The sequence below is a fragment of the Bradyrhizobium sp. 956_D2_N1_4 genome, assembly GCF_052076025.1.
Classification (GTDB): Bacteria; Pseudomonadota; Alphaproteobacteria; order Rhizobiales; family Xanthobacteraceae; genus Bradyrhizobium; species Bradyrhizobium barranii.
In genome coordinates this window covers 420752-442560 of sequence record NZ_CP197237.1, presented here as the reverse complement: position 1 = coordinate 442560, position 21809 = coordinate 420752, and the positions used below count along the sequence as shown (strand labels likewise).

Below are 21809 nucleotides of genomic sequence, written 5' to 3'. Positions count from 1 at the left end.
AAGGGGCATGCAGCCGCCCGGCTCCATGCCCCTTCATCGACCCGATTTGTGGCGCGGCCTCACGTCTTGCTCATGCACTCTTCGATGTAGAACCAGCGGTCGTCGCCAGCGAGGCCCTTGGACTTCACGTCGGCGCGGCAGGCTTTGAGCTTCGGCTTGTTGGCCGCCCACTTCGCCTTCATGTCCTTCAGCTTCTGCATGGTGAGCTTGATCTTGCCCGGCTTGGCTTCGGTCGTTGCGGCAGGCGCCGCCGGCGGCGTCGTCTGCGCGGATGCGGCATGAAGGCCAGCGACAAGCAACACGGCCACAAGGCAAATTCGGGTGCGAAGCATTTCAATCCCCCTAAGTCCCACTCTTGATTAAGTCCGACTCTTGATGATGTCTAAAAGGCGAACGCCGCGGGACGCCGATGATCAGCATCCCGCGGCAGTCTCGACGGCGATCAGAAGATCTTGACCGCGCTCTCCAGCGTCTTCCAGACACCCCAAAGCAGGGGCACGCCGACGAAGGCCCAGAACAGCGCCGCCTTGACGTCAAGCCCGCCGAATCCGATGCCGTAGGAGCCGTGCGGCCCCGCGGCAGCGGCGCTGGCGCTCGCCGCTTGCAGCTTGGCGACGTCGGCGTCCTTCATGTGCCACTTCGAATCGACCGGCTTGATCAGGTAGTTGCAGATCAGGCCCGCGATCAGCATCGCGCACAGGATGTACATGGTCGTGTTGTAGAGCTGATCGCGCGGCACGCCCGCCGCGAGCTGGAACTCGCGGATGTAGTTCACCACGACGGGGCCGATGATGCCCGCGGTGGACCACGCCGTCAGCAGCCGGCCGTGGATGGCGCCGACGAACTGGGTCCCGAACATGTCGGCAAGGTAGGCCGGCACGGTGGCGAACCCGCCGCCATACATCGACAGGATGATGCCGAAGCCGAGCACGAACAGGAGCTTCGAGCCCATCGCCGCAAACGTCGGCGCCAGCGCGTAGAGCACGATGCCGAGGATGAAGAACGTGTAATAGGTGTTCTTGCGCCCGATCTTGTCCGACAGCGATGCCCAGAAGAAGCGGCCGCCGATGTTGAACAGCGACAGCAATCCGGCGAAGCCCGCGGCGATCGCGGCGATCTGCGCCTTCTGCCCGGCGTCGAGCGCGTTGAAGCCGACTTCGGGCAGGCCGATCAGCTTGCCGGCGAAGATCTCCTGGAGCATCGGCGAGGCCATGCCGATCACGCCGATGCCGGCCGACACGTTCAGGCACAGCACCCACCAGATCAGCCAGAACTGCGGCGTCTTGTGCGCGTCGTTGAGATGGACGTTGCTCTTCGAGATCATCGCGTTGGCCTTGGACGGCGGGGTCCAGCCCTCGGGCTGCCAGCCGGGCGGCGGCAAGCGATAGCGGAACGCGCCGATCATCATGAACACGAAGTAGATGACGCCCATCGCGACGAAGGTCTCCCAGACGCCGACCGAAGTCGGGGTCTTGAAGTAGTTCATCAACAGGTTCGCCAGTGGCGCGCCGATCATGGCGCCGCCGCCGAAGCCCATGATGGCCATGCCGGTCGCCATGCCGCGGCGGTCCGGAAACCACTTCACCAGCGTCGACACCGGCGAGATATAGCCAAGGCCGAGACCGATACCGCCGATCACGCCCGAGCCCAGCCACAACAGCCAGAGCTGATGGGTGTAGACCCCGATCGCACCGAGGAAGAGGCCGCCGCACCAGCACAGCGCCGAGACGAAGCCGGCCTTGCGCGGACCGACGCGCTCCAGCCAGCCGCCCCAGACCGCGGCCGCGATACCGAGCAGCACAAAAAAGAGCGTGTACATCCAGCCCATGCTGGCGACCTTCCAGTCGCAGCTGGTCGTGAACAGCTCCTGAAACAGCGACATGTCTGCGCACGCCTTCGGCGCGGTCACCCCGATCGCGCGCGACAGCGGCAGCCAGAACACCGAGAAGCCGTAGGCCATGCCGATGCAGAGATGGATGCACAGCGCAGCCGGCGGCACCAGCCAGCGATTGAAGCCGGCGGTCGCGATGGTTCGCTCGCGATCCAGAAAACCTGCGCCGGCACCCGAAAGTGTTCCAGCGCTCTCGATTGTTGCCATGTAGTCCTCCCCTGCAGTTGCCCTTCTGAGCAAGCCTGCCGCTGCAATCCTGGTCCTCAGCCCTTGCGGCGCAGCCACGGTCCCTGCTGCTCCGCACAATCATTGACGCGCGCCAGGATCGTCACGCGCATCCGAGTCGTTAACCCCTCGAGCGGGGCTCTATGCCGATACACCGTGCAGGCTTCGTGAGCTTGGCCCGTTCATCCGCGTATCGCAGACAAGACTCAACCTCCGCGCCTGCACGGAGGTTGTCAATTGGGGCAGAAGCCACGATTGATGTCGATAGACAAAAGGTAGGTATCAGTAGAGTGACCGTGCACTACGAACGCAGCGCACCATTGGTTTTCTCTATCGATCCATTGACCTTTTCTATCAAGAACACGATGCGCGCCTCGTTGCGCTCGGTGATCTCCACCGTGTCGCCCGTCTCGCGGATCAGGTTCGGAATGTCAATCACCGACAATGGGTCGGTGCAGTGCACCTCGAGCTGATCGCCCGGCTGTAACGGTTTGAGCGCCTTGCGCGTCTTCAGGGCAGGTAGCGGGCATTTCAACCCGGTGAGATCGAGCGTGGTTCTGGTCATGGGCGCAACATGGCGGGGTGAGGCGATGGCGTCAACGCGAGGTTCAGAGCAAATCCGCATAGGGCAGGAAACCCACGCTCTGGCCCGGCTCGACGCGCGTGATATCGTCGCCGAGTTCGATGAGGCCATCGGTCTCGACCAGCGACGACAGCAGGCCTGCGCCTTCGCGCGGAAACTTGACCGCTTCCAACGCACCGTCCTCTCCGCGTCGCAACGAGCTGCGAACATATTCGCGGCGGCCGATCTTCTTCTTGTAAGTGAACGCAGCGCGCACCGGAATCGGCAACAGCGGCTCCGGCAGACTGCCCGCAAGCGCCAGCACCGTCGGCCGCACCACGTGGACGAAGGTGACGAAACTGGCGACGGGATTGCCGGGCAGGCCGATCAGCGGCGTGCCGCCGATGATGCCCATCGCCACGGGACGGCCGGGCTTGATGGCCATCCGCCACAGCACCAGCGAGCCGATGCTCTCGACCGCCGCCTTGACGTGGTCCTCCTCGCCGGTCGAGACGCCGCCGGTGGTGAGGATCAGATCGTGGCTGCCCGCAACCTGCTTCAATCCATCCGCGAGCGCACTGCGTTCGTCGCGCAAGATTCCGAGGTCGGAGACCTCGCAGCCGAGCCGGCGCAGCATCGCCATCAGCATGAAGCGGTTGGAATCGAACAGCTGTGAGGCCGCGCGCGGCTCGCCGGGCGAAGCCAGCTCGTCACCGGTCGAGAACACGGCGACGCGGATGCGCCTGACGACGTCGAGCTGGGTCAGGCCGAATGCTGCAGCAAGCGCGACATGCTGCGGCCGCAGCCGCTGGCCGACCCGCAGCGCGACGTGCCCTTGCGGAATGTCCTCGCCCGCCGGGCGGACATTTGCGCCGGGCTTCAGCCCCGGCGGCAGCACGATTCTGCCGGCCTCATCGAGGCGGACGTCTTCCTGCATGAAGACGGTCTCCGCGTCAGGCGGCATCGGCGCGCCCGTGAAGATGCGCGCAGTGTGGCCTGCCTTGATCGGCGCCTGCGCAAGACCGCCGGCCTGGATGCGGCCGTCGAGCGGGAATGCCCGTTCCGCGCCTTCCGGAAGGTCGGCGTTGCGCACGGCGTAACCGTCGACGGCGGAGTTGGTGAAGGGCGGCAGCGGCAGGGGCGCCGCGATATCGCGCGCGAGCACGCGCCCATCGGCGTCAACGAGTGCCACGGTCTCGATATCGGCGATCGCATTAACGCGCGTGGTGATCAGACCAACGGCCTCGTCGACCGACATCATCGGTCCGCCGAAGGCAAAGCAATCGTCCGACAGTTGCGCCATGGTGCCTCGTCAGCGTATCGCGGCGCTTTTTGCCACCGCTTCCTCGACCGGCATCGCCGCACGCAGCAGCAACGCCGCGGCAGCCTCGATATCATCGAGATGGACGGTCGGCAGGCGGGTTTCAATGGCAATGTCGGTCGCAATCCCGACAATCCCGGGATCATCGGGAAACAGCAGCGGCTTGCCGTTGCCGGCGCGATGCACCTCGATCTTGCGGTGCGGCTCGCGCTTGAAGCCTTCGACCACGACGAGATCGACGGCCGACAGCTTGCCCAGGAGCTCCGGCAGCCGCGGTTCCTCGGCGCCGCGCAATTCATGCATCAGGGCCCAGCGGTTCGACGACGCAACCAGCACCTCGGCCGCGCCGGCCTCGCGGTGGCGCCAGGAATCCTTGCCGGGCACGTCGACGTCGAACTGGTGATGGGCATGCTTGATGACGGAGACGCGCAGGCCTTGCGCGTTGAAATGCGGGATCAGCCGCGTCAACAGCGTGGTCTTGCCCGCACCGCTCCAGCCCGCAAGGCCGATGACTTTCATGTCCGTTCGATCTCCGCCAACGGCTCGTCAGCCGATGGAACCCCTGGCCTCTCCCCGTCATTGCGAGCGCAGCGAAGCAATCCAGACTGCCACCGCGGATATAGTTCTGGATTGCTTCGCTTCGCTCGCAATGACGAACGGAGGCATTTCGTTGTCTCCACGGCATGCTTATATCGGCTTGACCCGAATGTCATGCTAACGTCGCGGCCATGATGAAGATCGACAAAGCCCCGGTGCCCCTGATCGTTCCGAACCCTGACGACCCGCGGCTGACGGAGCGCGTGACCGGCACCGACCAGACCGGCGCCAAGGTCGAGATCAAGGTGCCGATGGAACGGCCGCTGACGCTCTACCTGAATTCGCAGGAGATCGTCACCATGATGACGATCGGCGACTACCCGGAATATCTGGCGCTGGGCTATCTGCTCAACCAGAACATGCTGAAATATAATGACGAGGTCACTGAGGTCGAATACGACGACGACCTCCAGGTGGTGGTGGTGCGCACCGGGCATCACACCAATTTCGAAGCCAAGCTGAAGAAGCGCACCCAGACCTCGGGCTGCGCGCAGGGCACCGCGTTCGGCGACCTGTTAGAGGCGGTCGAGAGCGTCGCGTTGCCGAAGGCCGAGCTGCGCACCTCCTGGCTCTACCAGATGACGCAGACCATCAACACCATGCCCTCGCTTTATCTGGAGGCCGGCGCGATCCATGGCTGCGTGCTGTGCAAGGAGGGCGAGCCGCTCTGCTACACCGAGGACGTCGGCCGTCACAACGCGGTCGACAAGATCGCGGGCTGGATGTACCGCCACGGCGTCGATGCCTCCGACAAGATCCTCTACACCACGGGACGGCTGACCTCGGAAATGGTCATCAAGACCGTGCGCATGGGCATTCCGATCCTGGTGTCGCGCTCCGGCTTCACCGCCTGGGGCGTCGATCTTGCCCGCCAGGTCGGACTGACGCTGGTCGGCCGCACGCGCGGTAAGCGCTTCATCGCGCTCGCGGGCGAAGAGCGGATCGTCTACGACCAGAACCTTGCTTACGTCGAGGAGGAATCGACGAAGCACAAACGCAAGGGTGAAGGTGGTGACGACTGACTTTCCGGCAACGCAGGGCGTGCTGCTCGCAGGCGGCCTCGCACGGCGCATGGGCGGCGGCGACAAGCCGATGCGGACCATCGGCGGCCGCACCATCCTTGAGCGCGTGATCGCGCGATTGACGCCGCAATGCAGCGGATTGATCCTCAACGCGAATGGCGATCCCGCACGCTTCGCGGCGTTCGGTCTGCCCGTTGTCGCCGATGACGTACCCGGCTTCCCCGGGCCCCTCGCCGGCATCCTTGCCGCGCTCGACTGGACGGCGGCGAACCGGCCTGACATCGAATGGGTGCTGAGCGCCGCAGGCGACTGCCCGTTCCTGCCGCGCGATCTCGTGGCGCAGTTGCACGAGGCGCGGGAGCGCGAGAACGCCCAGCTCGCGGTCGCCGCATCAGGCGATCAATCACATCCGGTGATAGGTCTGTGGCGCGTCGCCTTGCGCGACGAGCTGCGTCACGCGCTGGTCGTCGAAGACCTCCGCAAGATCGACCGCTGGACCGCGCGCTATCCGCTGGCGACGGTAACGTGGCCGGCCGAGCCGCTCGATCCGTTCTTCAACGCCAACACGGTCGAGGACATCGCCGAAGCAGAGCGGCTGGCCGCGCTGGATGCGGCCTCCTGACAAGAAGCGTCGGCGCAAGCGCGAGCAGACGGTTCAAGCCGCCAGCGGCACTTCCCAGGGGTCGTAGCCGTAAACCCAGCTCGTATCGGTCCTCTCCTTGAGCCAGATGTTGGCGCGCGAGGTCTCCTGCACCCGCGTCGTGCGCACCTTGCGGGTAGCCTCGAAGCGGCGGAACGCATTGGCGACGCCGTCGCGGCCGACACCGTCGAGGCAGCGCGACAGCACGGCGGCGTCCTCGATTGCCATCGCCGCACCTTGCGCCATGTAGGGCGTCATCGGATGGCAGGCATCGCCGAGCAACGTCACCTTGCCGTCGGCCCAGTGCTCCAGCGCGTCACGGTCCATGATCGCCCATTTGTGCACGTCGGGACAGGCGGAGAGCACCCGAGTGACCTGCGGATGAAAGCCTTCGAATGATGCGCGCAGGTCGCGCACGTCGCCCCTCGCCGACCAGGACTCGATGCGAAAGTCCGGCTCGGGCTGGCTGGTGACGAGATAGACCTCGCTGCGATCAGGCTTGACGTAATAGATCACGATGTGGCGGTCCTCGCCCCACCATTTGGTGCAGTCGTCGATCCCTGCGCCGCCGAGCAGCGCGGCGGGATAGGTGGTGCGATAGGCGACGCGGCCGGTGAATTTGGCCGGCGCGGTGTCGAACAGGAGATCGCGGACCGTCGAATGGACGCCGTCCGCGCCGACCACGGCATCGGCGATGGCACGCGTACCATCGGCAAAGGTCAGCCAGACACCACCGCCGGTCTGGTCGAGACCGACGAGCTTGTGACTGAGCCGCACAAATTCGTTCGGCACCACGCTCGCCAGCGCAGCGTGGAGATCACCGCGATGGGCGAGCAGATAGGGCGCGCCGAACTTCTCTTCCGCGCTCTCGCCGAAGATCATGTCGAACTTGATGTCGCCGCTCTTCCAGTCGCGGTTGTTCCAGGAGCGTGGATAGAACGAGTGCTCGCGCATCCGCGCCTCCAGCCCCAGCGCGCGCAGCACCTTCATTGCGTTGCAGCCGATCTGGATGCCGGCGCCGATGCGGGCGAACTGGGAGGCCTGCTCGTAGACCATCACATCGATACCGACGCGCCGAAGCGCCGCGGCCGTCGCGAGCCCGCCCATGCCGGCACCGACGATCGCAACCGAAAGCGGCCTTGCCATCGCGTCCCCCACCCCGTCGCGCGGCTTGAACGCCGCGTCGTCGATCTACGCAGGCCGGAAGCCCGCCCGCTCCAGCGCCGTACGCGCCTCGTCCGAGCCGAGTGCGTCGAGAAAGGCCTGGACGGCCGACCGCTGCTTGCGCGCTGTCACCAGCGCGAAATCATAATGCTCTTCCGCGAGCGGAATGAAACCGAGACCGACCGCATGGGCGACCGGCGCAATGGTCATGCCCCAGTCGGCACGGTGCTGCGCGACAGCCGCAGCCACGGCATTGTGCGAGCGCGGCTGGTTCCAGTAACCTTCCGGGCGCGCACCGCCGAGCAGCCGGTCGATCAGGATGCGCGTGCCGGCGCCCTGGTTACGGTTGACCATGATGCAGGCGGGGTCCGCGAGCGCGGCGGCAACTGCTTCCTTCGCGCCGAGCCCCTCGAAACGTTTGTCGCCCTTGCGGAACACGATGCCCTGCATCCGCCGCCAGCCCGGCACGAGCTCGAGCCCCTCAACGAGGTAAGGCGTGTTGTAGGTCTCGCTCTTGTCGTCGAACAGATGGATCGGCGCGAGATCGCATTCGCCCCGCTTCGCCGCCGCGAGTCCGCCGAGGCTGCCGACCGCGATCGAGCGCACGGTCAGCCCCGCATGCGCGAGTTGCGCCGTGACGAGATCGAGCCCGGTGCAATGGCTGCCGACGATGACGAGATCGGGCACCCGCACATGCGGCGTGAACAGCGTCACCTCGGCGTCGGTCCCTGCCGGCATCTGGTCGGCGAGCGCGTCGATGCGCAGAAAACCGTCGGCCTGCGCGAACGACGTGATCGCACCGGACCCCTTGCCGGAGGGATAGGCGATCAGGCCGTCCTTGCCGCCGACCAGCGAGACCATGACGAACTCGGTGCGGCCGAGCTCGGAGGCGATGCGCACCGGCACGGTCGCGCTTACCTTGGCATCGGAGCGTGGCGGCAGCCCGGCCATCCGACGCAGCACCGGCACGATCATGTCGTGGAAGGTGAACATCGCCGAGGTCGGGAAGCCCGGCAGGATCACCACGGGCTTGCCGTCGCACACCGCAAGGCACAGCGGCTTGCCGGGTTTAAGTGCGACGCCATGCGCGAGGATGCCAGGCTGGCCGAGCCGGCCGATGATGCGATGGGACACGTCACCCGCGCCCTTCGAGGTGCCGCCCGAGAGCACCAGCATGTCGGCGTCCGCCAGCGCGCGGCGCATGGCGGCTTCGAGTTTTGCCTCATCGTCGGGAATGGCGCCGAGGAACACCGCCTCGCCGCCATTCTCGTCGATCGCGGCAGCGACGATGGCGCCGTTGGTGTCGTAGATCGCAGCCGGCGCGAGCGCCTCGCCGGGCTGAACCAATTCGTCACCGGTGGAGATCACGGCAACACGCGGCTTACGCGCGACAGTCACCTCGGCGATGCCGCAAGCCGCCAGCATGCCGATCTCACGCGAGCCGATGATCGTGCCGGCGCGCAGCAGCGCCTCGCCGCGCGCGATGTCGGAGCCTGCGTAGGACACGAACTGTCCCGGCGAGACGGCTCGCCGGACGTCGATCGCATCGGATCCGGCAGGCTGGGTGTGCTCCACCATGACGACGGCGTCGGCGCCGCGCGGTAGCGGCCCGCCGGTTGCGATCGGCGTTGCGGTTCCTGTCGCCACTTGCAGCTTCGGCGCGGTGCCGCAGTGAATGGTCTCGCCGTTCAGCGCAAGGCGAACGGGCGCGCCTTCGCCGGCCGCGGCGAGATCGGCCGAGCGCACGGCAAAGCCGTCAACGTTGGAACGGTCGAACGGCGGAACGTCGAGGGGCGCCGTGATGTCTTCGGCCAGCGCCGCGCCGAGCGCATCGGCAAGCTTGCGCGTCTCGCTCGGGACCGCGCGCGGGAACAACGCAGCTTCAAAGCGCGCCAGCGCGTCCTCGCGCGAGAGGATCTGGAGGAACTGCTCCTGTTCGAGCGCGCTACGGTCTTGCGATTGCGGGATCATCGTCATGCCAAACCCATATCATTCCCGCATCAGATAGGCATCGACCGGCGTTCCTGCCGCAAATCCCTCGTGGCTGGCGGGAACGAGCAGCCATGCATCGGCCCGGGCAATGGCCTGAAGCGGCCATTCCCCCACCGCAAGCGGGAGCCACGCATGATGTTCCTCGGCCAGCAGGGCGATTTCGGCGATGCCGACACTGGATGCGATTTTTCGCGCAAGCGGCAAGGTCATGCGGCGGCGTAACTGCCGCGCCGACAGCCGATCGACGAGCGGCAGCACGAGCGCGAGCCAGGCGGCAAGCGCATGATCGGGCGAGCCGGGCAACGCGACGATTGGAACCGGTCCGAGCCGCCCGACCGCGGCGGTGCGTCCGGGCTGGAGCGCGAGGCCATGGGCGAGCACGTCACCATGCCGGGCCAGCGCGCTAACCGCGGCATCCCGGCGGCCTGCGCCGCTGCCGCCGACCGTCACGACGAGATCGCAGGCGAGATCGCCGAGCGCTTCCGCGATCGATGCCGCATCTCGCGCGGCAGCTTCGCGCGCTTGCACCTGCAGCCCTGCCGCGCGCGCGATCTCGGCAATCATGTGCGCCGTCACGGCCGCACCCGGCACGTTGACGATGCCCAGCCGCGGCCGCCGTACGCTCAGCTTTTCAACACCGGCGGTGCGCGCGAGCAGCAAGGCGGCAGGATGGATCAAATGCCCTTCTGCCACGGCGGGCGCCCGCCCGGCAATGTCGCTTCCGGCACGCCTGACGCCCCGTCCGGGCACGCCCTCCGCCAGCACTTGGGCGAGTGGACCCGACACCTCGACTGCGTCGGCATCGAGCACACAATCACATCCCGGCGGCATCGCGTCGCCGGCATCGACCCAAACGGGCGCCGTCGTCAGAGGCAGCGGCGAATAGGCGGACGCGCCGACAATATCGTTGGCGCAGAGCGCCCAGCCATCCGCAGCGGCGATGTCGCACGACGGACAGGCCGCAAGCAGCGGCGTCCCTGCCGCGATGCAGCCGGCGGCCTCCGCCAGGGGCAACTCGATCGTCGCGATCGGATCAACGCCTCGCAGCAACGCGGCGAGCGCAGTGTCGAGCGGCGTCAGTGCTGGCGGCAGGCGCTGGGTCATGCGCCATGATGGACCATGCATCGCCCGGTTTGGCAACCGCTGGCAACGCGAAGCTCAGCCGCCGGACTTGGCCGCATTGGGGAAGAACAGCTGCTGTCCGTCGACCTTGTAGCCGGCGATCGCCGCCTGCCCCTCCGGCGAAATCAGCCAGTCGACGAAGGTCTGCCCCAGCTCCTTCTTCACGTCCGGAAACTTTTCCGGATTCACCAGCATCGCGCCGTACTGATTGAGCAGCCGCTTGTCGCCTTCCACGACGATGTCGAGATCGCCGCGATCCTTGAAGGCGATCCAGCTGCCGCGGTCGGACAGCACATAGGCGTTCGCCGTGCGCGCCGCGTCGAGGGCTGCGTCCATCCCTTGCTTGACTTCGCGATACCATGCGCCCTTGGCAGCGGCGATATCGATGCCGGCGACGATCCAGAGCGCGAGCTCCGCGCCATGGGTGCCCGAGCGATCGCCGCGCGTCACGAACGGCGCGCCCTTGGCCTCGATCGCCTTCAGCGCGGTGGCGATGTCCTTGCCTTTCACGGCGGCGGGATCGTTCTTCGGTCCGATCAGCACATAGTCGTTGTACATCACGTCAAAACGCTTCACGCCAAAACCGTCGGCGACGAATTTCTCCTCCTGCGGCCGTGCGTGCATCAGCACGACGTCGACTTCGCCCCTGCGCGCGCCGTCGAGCACTTCATCGGCACGCCGCGCGATCACCGTCACCTCGATGCCGGTCTTCTCGCGGAAGATCGGTAGCAGATGATCGAGCAGGCCGGACTCCTGTGTCGCCGTGGTCGAGGCCAGCACGATCGCGCGGTCCTCCGCAAATGACGCCGCCACGCCCGCGGCGAGGCCGCAGAGAAGCGCGAGTGCAACGGACAGGCGGCGGACGACCATGATCGGGTTCCCATTGGCTAAGACGCGATCATGATGATGATCGATTGCGCCACACTCGTGACGCGTTTGCGCGTTGCGCTCCCCACTCGGGACATTTCGGCAATGCGGCTCGCGCGGTGCGCCCATTGCAATTGCGAGCGCGACGGCCGCAAGGCCCGCGCCACGCGGGTGCTTCAGGATCGTTCACCAAAGCAGAGATCGCGCGTGAGGATGTGTTGCAAAGCAGCGAGATGATCGGGCATGGTCCTGCCGGACGTAAATTGAAATGCAGAATTCCACCTGCGTCGAACGCCAAAAAGAAGCAAGAATTTGCATAGGAATGCAGGATGGAATTCCTGACGACCAGCGAAGCCGCCGACTACCTTCGGCTCGGCGAACGCAAGCTCTACGAACTCGTCACCACTGGCGCGATCCCCTGCACCAAGGTGACCGGGAAGTGGCTCTTCCCGCGGCACGAGCTCGACCTCTGGGTCCTGTCGGGACTGGCGCGGCCGGCCGGCATGCTGACTGCGGAGCCGCCGCCGGTCGTGGGCGGCAGCCAGGACGAGCTTTTGGACTGGAGCCTGCGTGAATCCGGCTCGGGCCTGGGATCGATGAGCGAGGGCAGCGCGCGCGGGCTCGAGCGCTTGCAACGCGACGAGGTGATGGCGGCGGCGGTGCACTTCCACAGCCTGGAGGCCGACGGCAATCTTGCTTCCGACGCCAGTGCGACGACGCTGCGTGACGCGCCTGACCTGCATGATGCGGTGCTGGTCGCATTCGTGCGCCGCGAGCAGGGTCTCGTGCTGCCGCCGGGCAATCCGAAACGCCTGCGCGGCCTCTCCGACGTGCTTGCGCTCGGTGTCAGGATGGCGATGCGACAACAGGGCACAGGCGCGCAGATGCTGCTCGACGTGCTGTTGAAGCGCGCCGGCGCCTCGACGCGCGATCTGCGCCGGATCGAGACACCGGCGCTCACCGGGCCGGATCTCGCCGAGATCGTCCGCGCGGGACAAGCCGATTGCGGAATCGCGACGCGTGCGGCGGCGCGCTCGGCCGGGCTCGATTTCGTGCCGCTGGTCTGGGAGAATTTTGATCTCGCAATGCGGCAACGCAGCTATTTCCGCCCGCCGATGCAGGCCCTGATCCGGTTCCTCAGCGAAAGACGGCTGCGACAGCGCGCCGAGGAGCTGACCGGCTACGATCCCTCGCCGGCGGGACAGATCCGCTTCGCGGCCTGACGTTGACGCCCGCCCCCAAATAGTTGCAAAAGAAACCAATTCAGCCGGGCCATACCCGGGCAACACCGGCCAACGAGCCGGATCAGGGGAGGACAAGCGTGAATCCAACGAGATTTGGACTTCCGGTCGCGGCCGGCTTTGCAGCGACGTTCTTGGCGGCGGCGCTGCTGCCGGGTACGGCGTCGGCGCAGGTTTCCGACGACATCGTCAAGATCGGCGTGCTCACCGACATGAACGGCCCCGCCTCCGCGCCGACCGGCCAGGGTTCGGTGACGGCGGCGCAGATGGCGATCGACGATTTCGGCGGCAAGGTGCTCGGCAAGCCGATCAGCATCGTGATCGGCGACCACCAGCTCAAGGCCGATATCGGCGGCGGCATCGCGCGGCGCTGGTACGATGTCGACCAGGTCGACCTGATCGTCGACGTGCCGGTTTCCGCGGTCGGGCTCGCGGTGCAGAACGTCGCCAACGAGAAGAAGCGGCTGTTCATCACCCACTCCACCGGCACGGCGGATTTCCACGGCAAGTTCTGCTCGCCCTACGCGATCCAGTGGGTGTTCGACACCCGCGCACTCGCGGTCGGCACTGCGGATGCGGTGGTGAAGCGCGGCGGCGACAGCTGGTTCTTCATCACCGACGACTACGCCTTCGGCCATTCGCTGGAGCGCGACGCCTCCAGCGTCGTCACCGCCAATGGCGGCAAGGTGCTGGGCTCGGTGCGGCCGCCGCTGGCAACCCCCGACCTCTCCTCCTTCGTGCTGCAGGCGCAGGCCTCCAAGGCCAAGATCATCGGCATTGCCGCCGGTCCCCCGAACAACATGAACGAGATCAAGACCGGCTCGGAGTTCGGCGTGTTCAAGAGCGGCCAGCAGATGGCGGCGCTGCTGGCGCTGATCACCGACATCCACGGCCTCGGCCTGCAGGCGGCGCAAGGGCTGTTGCTGACCACGTCGTTCTACTGGGACATGGATGACAAGACCCGCGAATGGTCGAAGCGCTATTTCGCCAAGATGAACAAGATGCCGTCGATGTGGCAGGCCGGCGTCTATTCGAGCGTGATGCACTATCTCAACGCCATCAAGGAGACCGGCACCGACGATCCGCTCAAGGTCGCGGCCAAGATGCGGGAAAAACCGATCGAGGATTTCTTCGCCCGCAACGGCAAACTGCGCGAGGACAATCTGATGGTGCACGATCTCTGGCTGGTGCAGGTGAAGACGCCGGAGGAGAGCAAATATCCGTGGGACTATTACAAGATCCTCACGACCATCTCGGGCGACAAGGCGTTTGGCCCACCGGACCCGGCGTGTCCGCTGGTGAAGAAGTGATGCTGTAGCGAGAGGTCGTCGTCATGGCCGGGCTTGTCCCGGCCATCCACGATCTTTCGTACGGCGCCAAGAACGTGGATGCCCGGGACAAGCCCGGGCACGACGATTGTCGATGCAGTCGCGTCCTATTTCATGACACCGATTTCGCGGAAGTATTTTTTCACGCCCGGATGGATCAGCTCCGGCTTCGGCGCTGCCGCGACCGTGTTCGACGCCGTGGTCTCGCAGGCCTGCGCGAGCTGCTTGCAGAACGTCGCCTCGGCGCCGTGCAGCGTCTTCGCGAGACGATAGGCGACGTCATCGGGCAGGTCTTCGCGCGTGAGGACGAAACTCCACGAGCCGAGCGAGGCGATCGGCTCGGCCTGCTTCGGATAGGAGCCGGCCGGCACGGTGAGCGGCTTCAGGAACGCATGCTTGGCGCGAATGCGCGTGATCTCCTCAGCGGTCGGCGCAATGAAGCGCGCGCCTGACGCACTCGATGCCACCGCGGCAAAGCCGGGCCAGCCGATGCCGGCACCCCACAACGCGACGACGCGGCCATCCTCGACCATCGCGGGGCCATCGCCGGCGCGGTCGAGATAGATCGCCTTGAAATCCTCGTCCTGCTTCAGGCCGAGGCCATCGAGCACGTAGCGCGCCAGGATCGGCAGGCCCGAACCTTTGGCGCCGAACGCGACGGGCTGGCCGACGAGATCGCGAATGGTCTTGTACGGACTGTCCGCCCGCACCACGAACATGCCGGGGTTGGAATAGATCGCGGTGAGTATCTTCAACCGCACAGGCGCGCGGCCGATGCCGGCAAAGGCCTCGTAGGCCGGCTCGCCCGCGACCAGCGCGAGATCGAGCTCGCCCTTCTCCAGCAGCGGAATGTTCTCGTTGCTGCCCTTGGTGTTGCGGGGCGCGATGGTGATTTGCGGATCGGCCGCGTTCATCGCTTCCGCAAAGGCATTGCCATAGAGCGGAAAGCCGCCGCCGGGCGTCGCGGTGCCCAGGCTGAGTGTCGTGGTCGGAATGGCCTTGCCTCCGGTTTGAGCAGCGGCGGGGCTTGCGAGTGGATTTGCGAGCAGCGCCGCGCCGAGAAGGATTGTGATTGCGAATCTCATGATGAGTCCCGACCGCCCCGCGTCAACATCGACTTGCGGCGATGTAGGCAGCGGGCGGTTTTTGTGAAAGCATGCAGCCCAACGACAATAGAACAATGGGAGACGTCATGTTGCGAATTTTGCGTAACACTGTTTTTGGGCTGCTGTTCCTTTCAACTCTTCTCAACGCCTCCCCTCCCGCCTCCGCCGCCGGCTACCCCGACCGCCCCGTGCACTGGATGATCGGCTTCGCCGCCGGTGGCCCGGTCGACATCGTGGCGCGGATCATGGCGCAGGCGCTCTCGGATCGCCTCGGCCAGCAATTCATCGTCGAGAACCGCGCCGGCTCCGGCGGCAACATCGCGGCCGCCGCCGCGATCAACGCAGCGCCCGACGGCTATACGCTCTTGTTTGTCGCACCCAACAACGCGATCTCGACCTCGCTCTACAAGAAGCTGCCTTACGACTTCCTGCGCGACACCGTGCCGGTCGCGAGCATCATGCAGCTCACCAACATGCTGGTCGTCTCCAATGCGATGCCGGTGAAGACGGTTCAGGAGTTCATCGACTACTGCAAGGCCAATCCCGGCAAGATCTCCTTTGCCTCGTCCGGCAACGGCACCTCGGTGCACATGTCGGCGGAGCTCTTCAAGGTGATGACCAAGTGCGACATGGTGCACGTGCCCTATCGCGGCTCGGCCATCGCCTTCCCCGACATCATCTCCAACAAGGTGCAGCTGATCTTCGACAACCTTCCCTCCGCGCTCGAGCAGTCGCGCGGTGGCACTGTCCGCGCCATCGGCGTCACCTCGCCGCAGCGCTGGCCAACCGTGCCCGACGTGCCGGCGATCGCCGAGACCGTGCCGGGCTTCGAATCGGTCGGCTTCTACGGCATCTCCGCGCCGAAGGGCACGCCGCCCGAGGTGATCGAGATCCTCAACAAGGCCGTCGGCGAAGCCCTGAAGGACCCGAAGGTCATCGCGCGGCTGACCGAGAATGGCGGCATCCCGAAGCCAATGACGCCCGCCGAGTTCGGCAAGCTGGTCGCGGATGAGACCGAGAAGTGGAAGAAGGTGGTGGAGTTCGCCGGGGTTTCGGTGGACTAGGCAGACCTCGCGGCCGGCTTCGTCCGCCCGCTGGCAAGACGTTCGGGGGACCCAAGGGTCTCCCTCAACACAATAACTGCGAAAACAACCCCATGCACCGTAGAACAGGCCAGCGATTACAAGGGGTTACGCACGATGAAAAATGGCTCCTCGCGAGGGCCATTTGACTCGTCGGGCAAAACAGGCGTATGAGTGCATCATCGCCAGTTTCGGTTATTCAAAAATTACACGCGGTACTGCTTCGGCGTTCCCTTACGCCAGAGCCAGCATTGCACCCCCGCCTCCATCCCTGTAAACGAACCGCGCACCGTTGCCGGCCGCGCGTTTCCGCGGCCGTCTCGCGGCGGGGCCTGTAGCTCAATGGTTAGAGCCGGCCGCTCATAACGGTCTGGTTGCAGGTTCGAGTCCTGCCGGGCCCACCAAGCAAATCAACCACTGTCGCGCCAAATTGGGTCCGATTCGATTCCAACGATTCACGAGTCGAATTCCAAAGAATTGTGGTGCGATCTCGCGGGATTCCATTGAATCGCGAGTTGATTTGGCTGATTTCCAAGGAATCGCGGATCGATTAGTTCGGAGGGGCGCCTGAAAGGAGGCCATTGGTTACGGGATTTTTTTTCGACTCAAATGGGCCCATTCGACCTATTTGCGTGGCGGCAGCGCTCCAACCTGATGAAGAAGCGCAAACCGGTCCGGCACCCCCCAGCGCTCAACGAGCTTGCCGTCGGCAAAGCGGCAGATGTCCATGACATCAATGGCGACTGGCTTGCCCGAGCGTGGATCGACGCCCGTTGCCTTGCTGCGTGCCCACACAGTATCGCCAGCCTCCACGACCGCTTCGACCGCAAGTGTCAGATCCCTGATGCTACGCCTCGCATCCTCGATTTGCGCCTTCAGGATTTGCGGACCGGGAATATCGGTGGGCGACAGATACTCGCGCTCGACGAGGTTCTCGGCGCAGATTTCGTCCGCGTCCGTGAGGTCGCCTTGGGAAAAGCCGCGCTCTATGATGGCATTGAAGCGCGCCAGATTCGTCAACATGACAACCGCTCTCCCGCAGCTCGATTGACGACAGACCTAGCGCGAGGACCCAGAAGTGCGCTTGTAAATTTCAGTCATCCGCCGGAAAAAAGATGTTGTCCCACTCGCCGACGAAGCCGCCAGGCGGCAGACCGGCAAAGGCGTGGCGTTCGCGGATGAAATCGGCCTGGTCGAAATAACCGAGTTCGTGGATGATATCCTTCCACGAACGGCTCGGGGTATTGCGACGAGACGCCAGCGCCCGGTCGAACCCGGATGGTGCGTGCGAACAGCTTTGGTGCCATTCCGACTTGCGTCGCAAACCGGCGCTGGAATTGACTGGCTAAGGCCGGATTTTGCAACACAGTCCTTGATCCGCGCGCGGCCGCCGGCGGCGACCATCATCCGGGACGAGAGGCCGATCGCGCAGTCCTGCGTGCCGCTTTCGAGCATCGACCCGACCCAGCGCTCGACAATGTCGACGCGCTGAGCAAAATCACTTGCCATCCGCACCGCATCGCCAAGCGCCTCGGCGGATTTGCCTAGTCTAGCGGGCAACATGTTTGCTACTGCGGCGGGTGTGGGCGGACGCAGCTGCGCTCTTGGATCGATGCGGTTGGATCGATGCGGTGTTCATCTGCATCGACTGCGTGAAGCAAGGTCGTCGACTTCCAGAGAACGGTCCGGTGCCCCGAGCGGCAAATCAATTTTGCCGGGGGGCCCGGGCAGGCGATCTTCGCCAGCGCATCGATCAGCAATTCGCTGGTCCGAGGTCCGCGCGGGCACGGATTCGGCAAACTGTCGGAATAGCGCCCGGGCCTGCTCCATGTCGAGCGTCGGTACGTCATGCATTGATTTGTTGGTCCTCTATACCAATCGCTAGCGCACAGGGCGGGCATTCAGGGCTCGATTGGTATCGCGATTCCGCGCCCGTGAGGACGTGCTTTCGCGGTCTTTCTTGTGTAATCTCTTTCTGTAGTCGTCGGGCCAACACTTAGATAGGCGACGCACGGATCACGGTGACCGCGGTGCAACAAATTGCGGACTGGCTCAAAAAGCTCGGCATGTCCGAGTATGCGCAGAGGTTCGCCGAGAACGACATTGATATGGCCGTTCTCCCCGACTTGACCGACCAACATCTCAAAGACCTTGGCGTTTCGCTCGGCCACCGGTTGAAAATGCTGCATGCGATCCGCGATCTCAGCAACGTCTCGGCTGCCGTAACGGCACCTTCTGCACTCGTGGATATCGAGCCAACTCGGCGAGACGACGCCGAGCGTCGCCAACTGACGGTGATGTTCACCGACCTCGTTGGCTCGACCGCGCTCTCGACCACGCTCGACCCAGAGGATCTGCGTTCGGTAATCGGCGCTTATCATAAGTGCGTCGCGGAGACGGTCGCCCGGTTCGACGGCTTCGTGGCCAGGTACATGGGCGATGGGGTGCTCATCTATTTCGGCTATCCCCACGCTCATGAGGATGATGCCGAGCGTGCCGTCCGCGCAGGACTGGCGATCATCGAGGCGATCGGCAATCTGGGTATCCAGGAGCCGCTCCGGGTGCGTATCGGGGTCGCGACAGGCTTGGTCGTGGTTGGCGATCTCGTTGGTGCCGGCGAGGCCCAGGAACGCGGGGTGGTGGGCGAGACGCCGAACCTGGCGTCTCGTCTGCAGGGGATCGCTGAGCCGAGCACGGTTGTCATCGCCGAAGGCACCCGAAGGCTGCTCGGAAACCTCTTCGAGCTACAAGACCTCCGGCCGCAGGACCTCAAGGGCATCGCCGCGCCAACGCGGGCCTGGGTGGCGTTGCGGGCGAGCTCCGTGGAGAGCCGCTTCGAGGCGCTACACGCGACTGGCCTGACTGCCCTCGTCGGGCGGGAGGAAGAACTCGAATTGCTTCTACAGCGTTGGGCCAGGGCAAAGACAGGTGAAGGCCAGGCGGTCCTGATCGCCGGTGAGGCTGGGATCGGCAAGTCGCGTCTCACTGCCGCGCTTCTGGAACGACTCACCGGAGAGCCGCATACGCGTTTGCGCTATGTCTGCTCGCCGCAGCACACCGACAGCGCGCTATATCCGATCATCGGGCAGATGGAACGTGCCGCCGGGCTGGCGCACGACGATACACTGCACGCGAGGCTCGACAAGCTTGATACCCTGCTCGCTCAGACCTCGACCTCGATCGGGGACGCTTCGCTCTTTGCCGAGATGCTGTCGCTTCCGAATGATGGACGCTATCCCGCCCTCAAATTGACCCCGCAGCAGCACAGGCAGCGAACATTCGAAGCGCTCATCTCACAATTAGAAGCGCTTACACGGCAAAGCCCAGTCTTGATAATCTTCGAGGATGCGCATTGGACCGATCCTACGAGCCTAGAAGCTTTCGGCCGGATCGTGGCCAGGATTGAGACCCTTCGCGCGCTAATGATTGTGATATTCCGCCCGGAATTCGATCCGCCCTGGATCGGGCGGCAGCACGTGACCGCCATGACGATCAATCGGCTGACGAAACACCAAGTCGGCGCCATGATCGACGGCGTAGTCGGCAGCAAGCTGCTGCCGGCGGGCATCAGGCAGGACATCATCGAACGTACCGATGGCGTCCCCCTGTTCGTGGAGGAGATGACGAAGGCAGTGCTGGAGGCGGAGGGCCACGGCGCAGTCGAACGCACGATTGCCGTCATTCCGTCCCCGGCCTGGGCAGTCCCCGCAAGTTTGCACGCCTCATTGATGTCGCGGCTCGACCGGCTCGGCCCCGCCAAAGAAGTGGCACAGATTGGCGCGGCGATCGGCCGGGAGTTTTCGCATGCTCTCCTGGCGGCGGTGGTGCGCGTGCCAGCGGCGGAACTGGGATCAGTGCTGAACCGTCTCATAAAGGCTGGTTTGCTTTTCAGGTTAGGCTCGCCGCCGAATGCAACTTACCTATTCAAGCATGCTTTGGTGCGGGACGCGTCCTATAGCACGTTGCTGCGCCAGCCCCGCCGCGCGCTCCATGCACGCATTGCCGAAGCAATTGAAAGCCAATTCGCCGAAACAGCCGAGAGCCAGCCGGAACGGCTAGCACATCACTGCACTGAGGCCGGGCTGATCGAGAGGGCGGCGGCCTTATGGGGCAAGGCGGGACAGCGGTCGCTAGCGCGTTCAGCGCTAGTAGAGGCGACGGTTCAGCTAATCCGCGCTCTTTCACAGATTGCGACGCTGCCGGGCACACCAGCGCTGCGTGGCGACCAGATCAAACTGGAGGTCGCGCTTGTGAATGCCTTGATGAACACCAAGGGCCACGCGGCCCCTGAGACTATCGCATCTCTCGATCGAGCCCGCGCCTTCATCGAGCAAGCGGAGTCACTCGGAGAGCCCCCTGAAGACCCGTTGCTCCTGTTTTCAGTCCTCTATGGGTTCTGGGTCACGAACTATATAAAGTTCAAAAGCGACGCTCTCCTCGACCTTGCGACAGAGTGCTTGGCGCTTGCCGAGAAGCAGGGAACAATGGTTCCGCTCATGCTTGGGCATCGTATTATGGCTACGTCTCTGACGTGTACGGGCGTCCTTGCAGAAAGTCTGGCACATTACGATCAGGCGATCGCGATCTACGAACCCGCCGAGCATCGTACGCTGGCGGCTCGATTTGGCCAGGACATTAGGGTCGCAGCCCTATCCTATCGGTCCTGGGCTCTATGGCTTCTTGGCTTCCCGGAGGCTGCAGGCAGAGACGCTGAACAGGCGCTCAAGGAAGCGCGCGAGATCGGCCAAGCAGCCACTTTGATGTATGCCCTGTTCCATACATCCTTTACGCATATCTGCTGCGGAAACTATGCGGCAGCAAGCGCCGAAGCTAATGAACTTGTCCCCCTGGCAGACGAGAGAGGTTCATTGTTTTGGGGGTCGCTCGGAATGGTGGTCCAAGGTTGCGTCTTGGCCCTCACTGGGAAGGCCTCAGACGCGGTCCATGTGATCGACTCGGGTATCATCGCACGTCGGTCAACGGCGGCAACAGCGCTAGTGCCATTCTGCTTGTCGTATCTGGCGGGCGCTCATGCTGAACTCGACCACTTCGATGATGCACGGGACTGCATTCGCGAAGCGATGACCCAGGTAGAAACAACCAAGGAAAGTTGGTTTGAGGCCGAGATCAAGCGCATGGCAGGCGAAATCGAGCTATCGTCGCCCAACCCAAACGCAACGAAAGCGGAAGAATATTTCGAACATGCGCTGGCGGTCGCTCGTCAGCAGCAGGCAAAGTCCTGGGAACTGCGTGCGGCTGTGAGCATGGCGCGGCTGTGGTACGATCAGGGCAAACGACAGCAGGCCCACGATATTCTCGCCCCGGTCTATGGTTGGTTCACCGAGGGTTTCGACACGCTGGACTTGAAGGAGGCCAAATCGCTGCTGGAGCAGCTCAAGGCATGAGCGAGAGCAGCGAAACGTCGCGCAATTGATCGCTCGAACAGGCGCGCGCATCGATGCCGCCATGACCGCAACCATCGATTTCAAAGGATCGCCGCGCGATGTCGGCGGATCGAGCTTGGCCGCCAAGCCTCGCAAACCGGCCGCGCTCGTTCGGCGTGATGCCGGTGCAGCGGATCGCGATCAAGGCCAATGCGCCGCCGTCAAAGGCGAGTATGCCGCCACATACCGTGCGTCGCGCCGCCAC

General features: G+C 64.6%; 19 protein-coding genes and 1 tRNA gene. 7 read left to right on the top strand and 13 right to left on the bottom strand.

The genetic code is table 11. The features are described 5' to 3' along the window. Positions 1-59: 59 nt before the first annotated feature. The 5 genes from AB7535_RS02145 to mobB all read right to left on the bottom strand — a co-directional run bounded on the left by AB7535_RS02145 (position 60) and on the right by mobB (position 4518). Positions 60-332 carry a hypothetical protein gene (locus AB7535_RS02145; RefSeq protein WP_063985265.1) on the bottom strand — a complete coding sequence of 91 codons (273 nt, stop codon included), beginning with the start codon at positions 330-332 and terminating at the stop codon, positions 60-62. 110 nt (positions 333-442) lie between these two features. After that, on the bottom strand, positions 443-2098 hold the full coding sequence (locus tag AB7535_RS02140; RefSeq protein ID WP_085402171.1) for an OFA family MFS transporter: 1656 nt from the start codon (positions 2096-2098) through the stop codon (positions 443-445). 319 nt (positions 2099-2417) lie between these two features. Then, positions 2418-2681, bottom strand: a complete 264-nt coding sequence (locus AB7535_RS02135) for a sulfurtransferase TusA family protein (protein ID WP_085402172.1) — start codon at positions 2679-2681, stop codon at positions 2418-2420. A gap of 43 nt (positions 2682-2724) precedes the next feature. After that, positions 2725-3981, bottom strand: a complete 1257-nt coding sequence (locus tag AB7535_RS02130) for a molybdopterin molybdotransferase MoeA (RefSeq protein WP_085402173.1) — start codon at positions 3979-3981, stop codon at positions 2725-2727. A 9-nt stretch (positions 3982-3990) separates the two neighbouring features. Further along, positions 3991-4518: a molybdopterin-guanine dinucleotide biosynthesis protein B gene (gene mobB, locus AB7535_RS02125; RefSeq protein WP_085402174.1), complete on the bottom strand. Its 528-nt coding sequence runs from the start codon at positions 4516-4518 to the stop codon at positions 3991-3993. A gap of 209 nt (positions 4519-4727) precedes the next feature. Here mobB and fdhD point away from each other — a divergent pair, with 209 nt between their 5' ends. Together fdhD and mobA are read left to right on the top strand one after the other, a co-directional pair. After that, on the top strand, positions 4728-5618 hold the full coding sequence (gene fdhD / locus AB7535_RS02120) for a formate dehydrogenase accessory sulfurtransferase FdhD (RefSeq protein ID WP_085402175.1): 891 nt from the start codon (positions 4728-4730) through the stop codon (positions 5616-5618). Next, positions 5605-6240: a molybdenum cofactor guanylyltransferase MobA gene (mobA, locus tag AB7535_RS02115; RefSeq protein ID WP_085402200.1), complete on the top strand. Its 636-nt coding sequence runs from the start codon at positions 5605-5607 to the stop codon at positions 6238-6240. Before fdhD ends, mobA begins: the two co-directional genes overlap by 14 nt. A gap of 33 nt (positions 6241-6273) precedes the next feature. Here the strand turns inward: mobA and AB7535_RS02110 are convergent, their stop codons facing one another. From AB7535_RS02110 to AB7535_RS02095, 4 genes are read right to left on the bottom strand one after another with little or no spacing between them, the layout of a single operon-like run. Then, the gene (locus AB7535_RS02110) at positions 6274-7404 is read right to left on the bottom strand and encodes an FAD-dependent monooxygenase (protein WP_085402201.1); all 1131 of its coding nucleotides are present in this window, start codon (positions 7402-7404) and stop codon (positions 6274-6276) included. Between the two features lie 45 nt (positions 7405-7449). Beyond that, positions 7450-9399 carry a molybdopterin biosynthesis protein gene (locus tag AB7535_RS02105; RefSeq protein WP_085402176.1) on the bottom strand — a complete coding sequence of 650 codons (1950 nt, stop codon included), beginning with the start codon at positions 9397-9399 and terminating at the stop codon, positions 7450-7452. Positions 9400-9411: 12 nt separating this feature from the next. Then, complete coding sequence (locus AB7535_RS02100; RefSeq protein ID WP_085402177.1) at positions 9412-10518, bottom strand: molybdopterin-binding protein; 1107 nt, start codon at positions 10516-10518, stop codon at positions 9412-9414. A gap of 54 nt (positions 10519-10572) precedes the next feature. Then, on the bottom strand, positions 10573-11406 hold the full coding sequence (locus tag AB7535_RS02095; RefSeq protein WP_085402178.1) for a substrate-binding domain-containing protein: 834 nt from the start codon (positions 11404-11406) through the stop codon (positions 10573-10575). A gap of 326 nt (positions 11407-11732) precedes the next feature. On the opposite strand from AB7535_RS02095, the gene AB7535_RS02090 reads away from it, so the two are divergent. Continuing rightward, entirely contained in the window at positions 11733-12626 is an 894-nt protein-coding gene (locus AB7535_RS02090) for a helix-turn-helix transcriptional regulator (protein WP_063985273.1), read from the top strand. Between the two features lie 98 nt (positions 12627-12724). Then, positions 12725-13954 carry an ABC transporter substrate-binding protein gene (locus tag AB7535_RS02085; protein ID WP_085402179.1) on the top strand — a complete coding sequence of 410 codons (1230 nt, stop codon included), beginning with the start codon at positions 12725-12727 and terminating at the stop codon, positions 13952-13954. Positions 13955-14079: 125 nt separating this feature from the next. Here AB7535_RS02085 and AB7535_RS02080 read toward each other — a convergent pair whose 3' ends face one another. Further along, positions 14080-15057 (bottom strand): TAXI family TRAP transporter solute-binding subunit, encoded by a 978-nt coding sequence (locus tag AB7535_RS02080; protein WP_085402180.1) that lies wholly within the window; start codon positions 15055-15057, stop codon positions 14080-14082. Positions 15058-15164: 107 nt separating this feature from the next. Between AB7535_RS02080 and AB7535_RS02075 the strand changes: the two genes are divergently transcribed. Then, the gene (locus AB7535_RS02075) at positions 15165-16142 is read left to right on the top strand and encodes a Bug family tripartite tricarboxylate transporter substrate binding protein (protein WP_085402202.1); all 978 of its coding nucleotides are present in this window, start codon (positions 15165-15167) and stop codon (positions 16140-16142) included. A gap of 346 nt (positions 16143-16488) precedes the next feature. Then, positions 16489-16564 (top strand) — tRNA-Ile (locus AB7535_RS02070). Between the two features lie 220 nt (positions 16565-16784). Here AB7535_RS02070 and AB7535_RS02065 read toward each other — a convergent pair. Next, the gene (locus AB7535_RS02065) at positions 16785-17183 is read right to left on the bottom strand and encodes an ester cyclase (RefSeq protein WP_085402181.1); all 399 of its coding nucleotides are present in this window, start codon (positions 17181-17183) and stop codon (positions 16785-16787) included. Between the two features lie 70 nt (positions 17184-17253). Continuing rightward, the gene (locus tag AB7535_RS02060) at positions 17254-17484 is read right to left on the bottom strand and encodes a hypothetical protein (protein ID WP_085402182.1); all 231 of its coding nucleotides are present in this window, start codon (positions 17482-17484) and stop codon (positions 17254-17256) included. Positions 17485-18181: 697 nt separating this feature from the next. Between AB7535_RS02060 and AB7535_RS02055 the strand changes: the two genes are divergently transcribed. Next, positions 18182-21565 carry an adenylate/guanylate cyclase domain-containing protein gene (locus tag AB7535_RS02055; RefSeq protein ID WP_354079037.1) on the top strand — a complete coding sequence of 1128 codons (3384 nt, stop codon included), beginning with the start codon at positions 18182-18184 and terminating at the stop codon, positions 21563-21565. Here AB7535_RS02055 and AB7535_RS02050 read toward each other — a convergent pair. Next, the gene (locus AB7535_RS02050; RefSeq protein WP_085402184.1) at positions 21555-21809 is read right to left on the bottom strand and encodes a hypothetical protein; all 255 of its coding nucleotides are present in this window, start codon (positions 21807-21809) and stop codon (positions 21555-21557) included. The two genes, AB7535_RS02055 and AB7535_RS02050, sit on opposite strands and share 11 nt — an antisense overlap.

Bases quoted from the DNA above. Each gene is read 5' to 3' on its own strand.
- AB7535_RS02145 (WP_063985265.1), bottom strand. From the start codon at position 332: ATGCTTCGCACCCGAATTTGCCTTGTGGCCGTGTTGCTTGTCGCTGGC.
- AB7535_RS02140 (WP_085402171.1), bottom strand. From the start codon at position 2,098: ATGGCAACAATCGAGAGCGCTGGAACACTTTCGGGTGCCGGCGCAGGT.
- AB7535_RS02135 (WP_085402172.1), bottom strand. From the start codon at position 2,681: ATGACCAGAACCACGCTCGATCTCACCGGGTTGAAATGCCCGCTACCT.
- AB7535_RS02130 (WP_085402173.1), bottom strand. From the start codon at position 3,981: ATGGCGCAACTGTCGGACGATTGCTTTGCCTTCGGCGGACCGATGATG.
- mobB (WP_085402174.1), bottom strand. From the start codon at position 4,518: ATGAAAGTCATCGGCCTTGCGGGCTGGAGCGGTGCGGGCAAGACCACG.
- fdhD (WP_085402175.1), top strand. From the start codon at position 4,728: ATGATGAAGATCGACAAAGCCCCGGTGCCCCTGATCGTTCCGAACCCT.
- AB7535_RS02110 (WP_085402201.1), bottom strand. From the start codon at position 7,404: ATGGCAAGGCCGCTTTCGGTTGCGATCGTCGGTGCCGGCATGGGCGGG.
- AB7535_RS02105 (WP_085402176.1), bottom strand. From the start codon at position 9,399: ATGACGATGATCCCGCAATCGCAAGACCGTAGCGCGCTCGAACAGGAG.
- AB7535_RS02100 (WP_085402177.1), bottom strand. From the start codon at position 10,518: ATGACCCAGCGCCTGCCGCCAGCACTGACGCCGCTCGACACTGCGCTC.
- AB7535_RS02095 (WP_085402178.1), bottom strand. From the start codon at position 11,406: ATGGTCGTCCGCCGCCTGTCCGTTGCACTCGCGCTTCTCTGCGGCCTC.
- AB7535_RS02090 (WP_063985273.1), top strand. From the start codon at position 11,733: ATGGAATTCCTGACGACCAGCGAAGCCGCCGACTACCTTCGGCTCGGC.
- AB7535_RS02080 (WP_085402180.1), bottom strand. From the start codon at position 15,057: ATGAGATTCGCAATCACAATCCTTCTCGGCGCGGCGCTGCTCGCAAAT.
- AB7535_RS02075 (WP_085402202.1), top strand. From the start codon at position 15,165: ATGTTGCGAATTTTGCGTAACACTGTTTTTGGGCTGCTGTTCCTTTCA.
- AB7535_RS02065 (WP_085402181.1), bottom strand. From the start codon at position 17,183: ATGTTGACGAATCTGGCGCGCTTCAATGCCATCATAGAGCGCGGCTTT.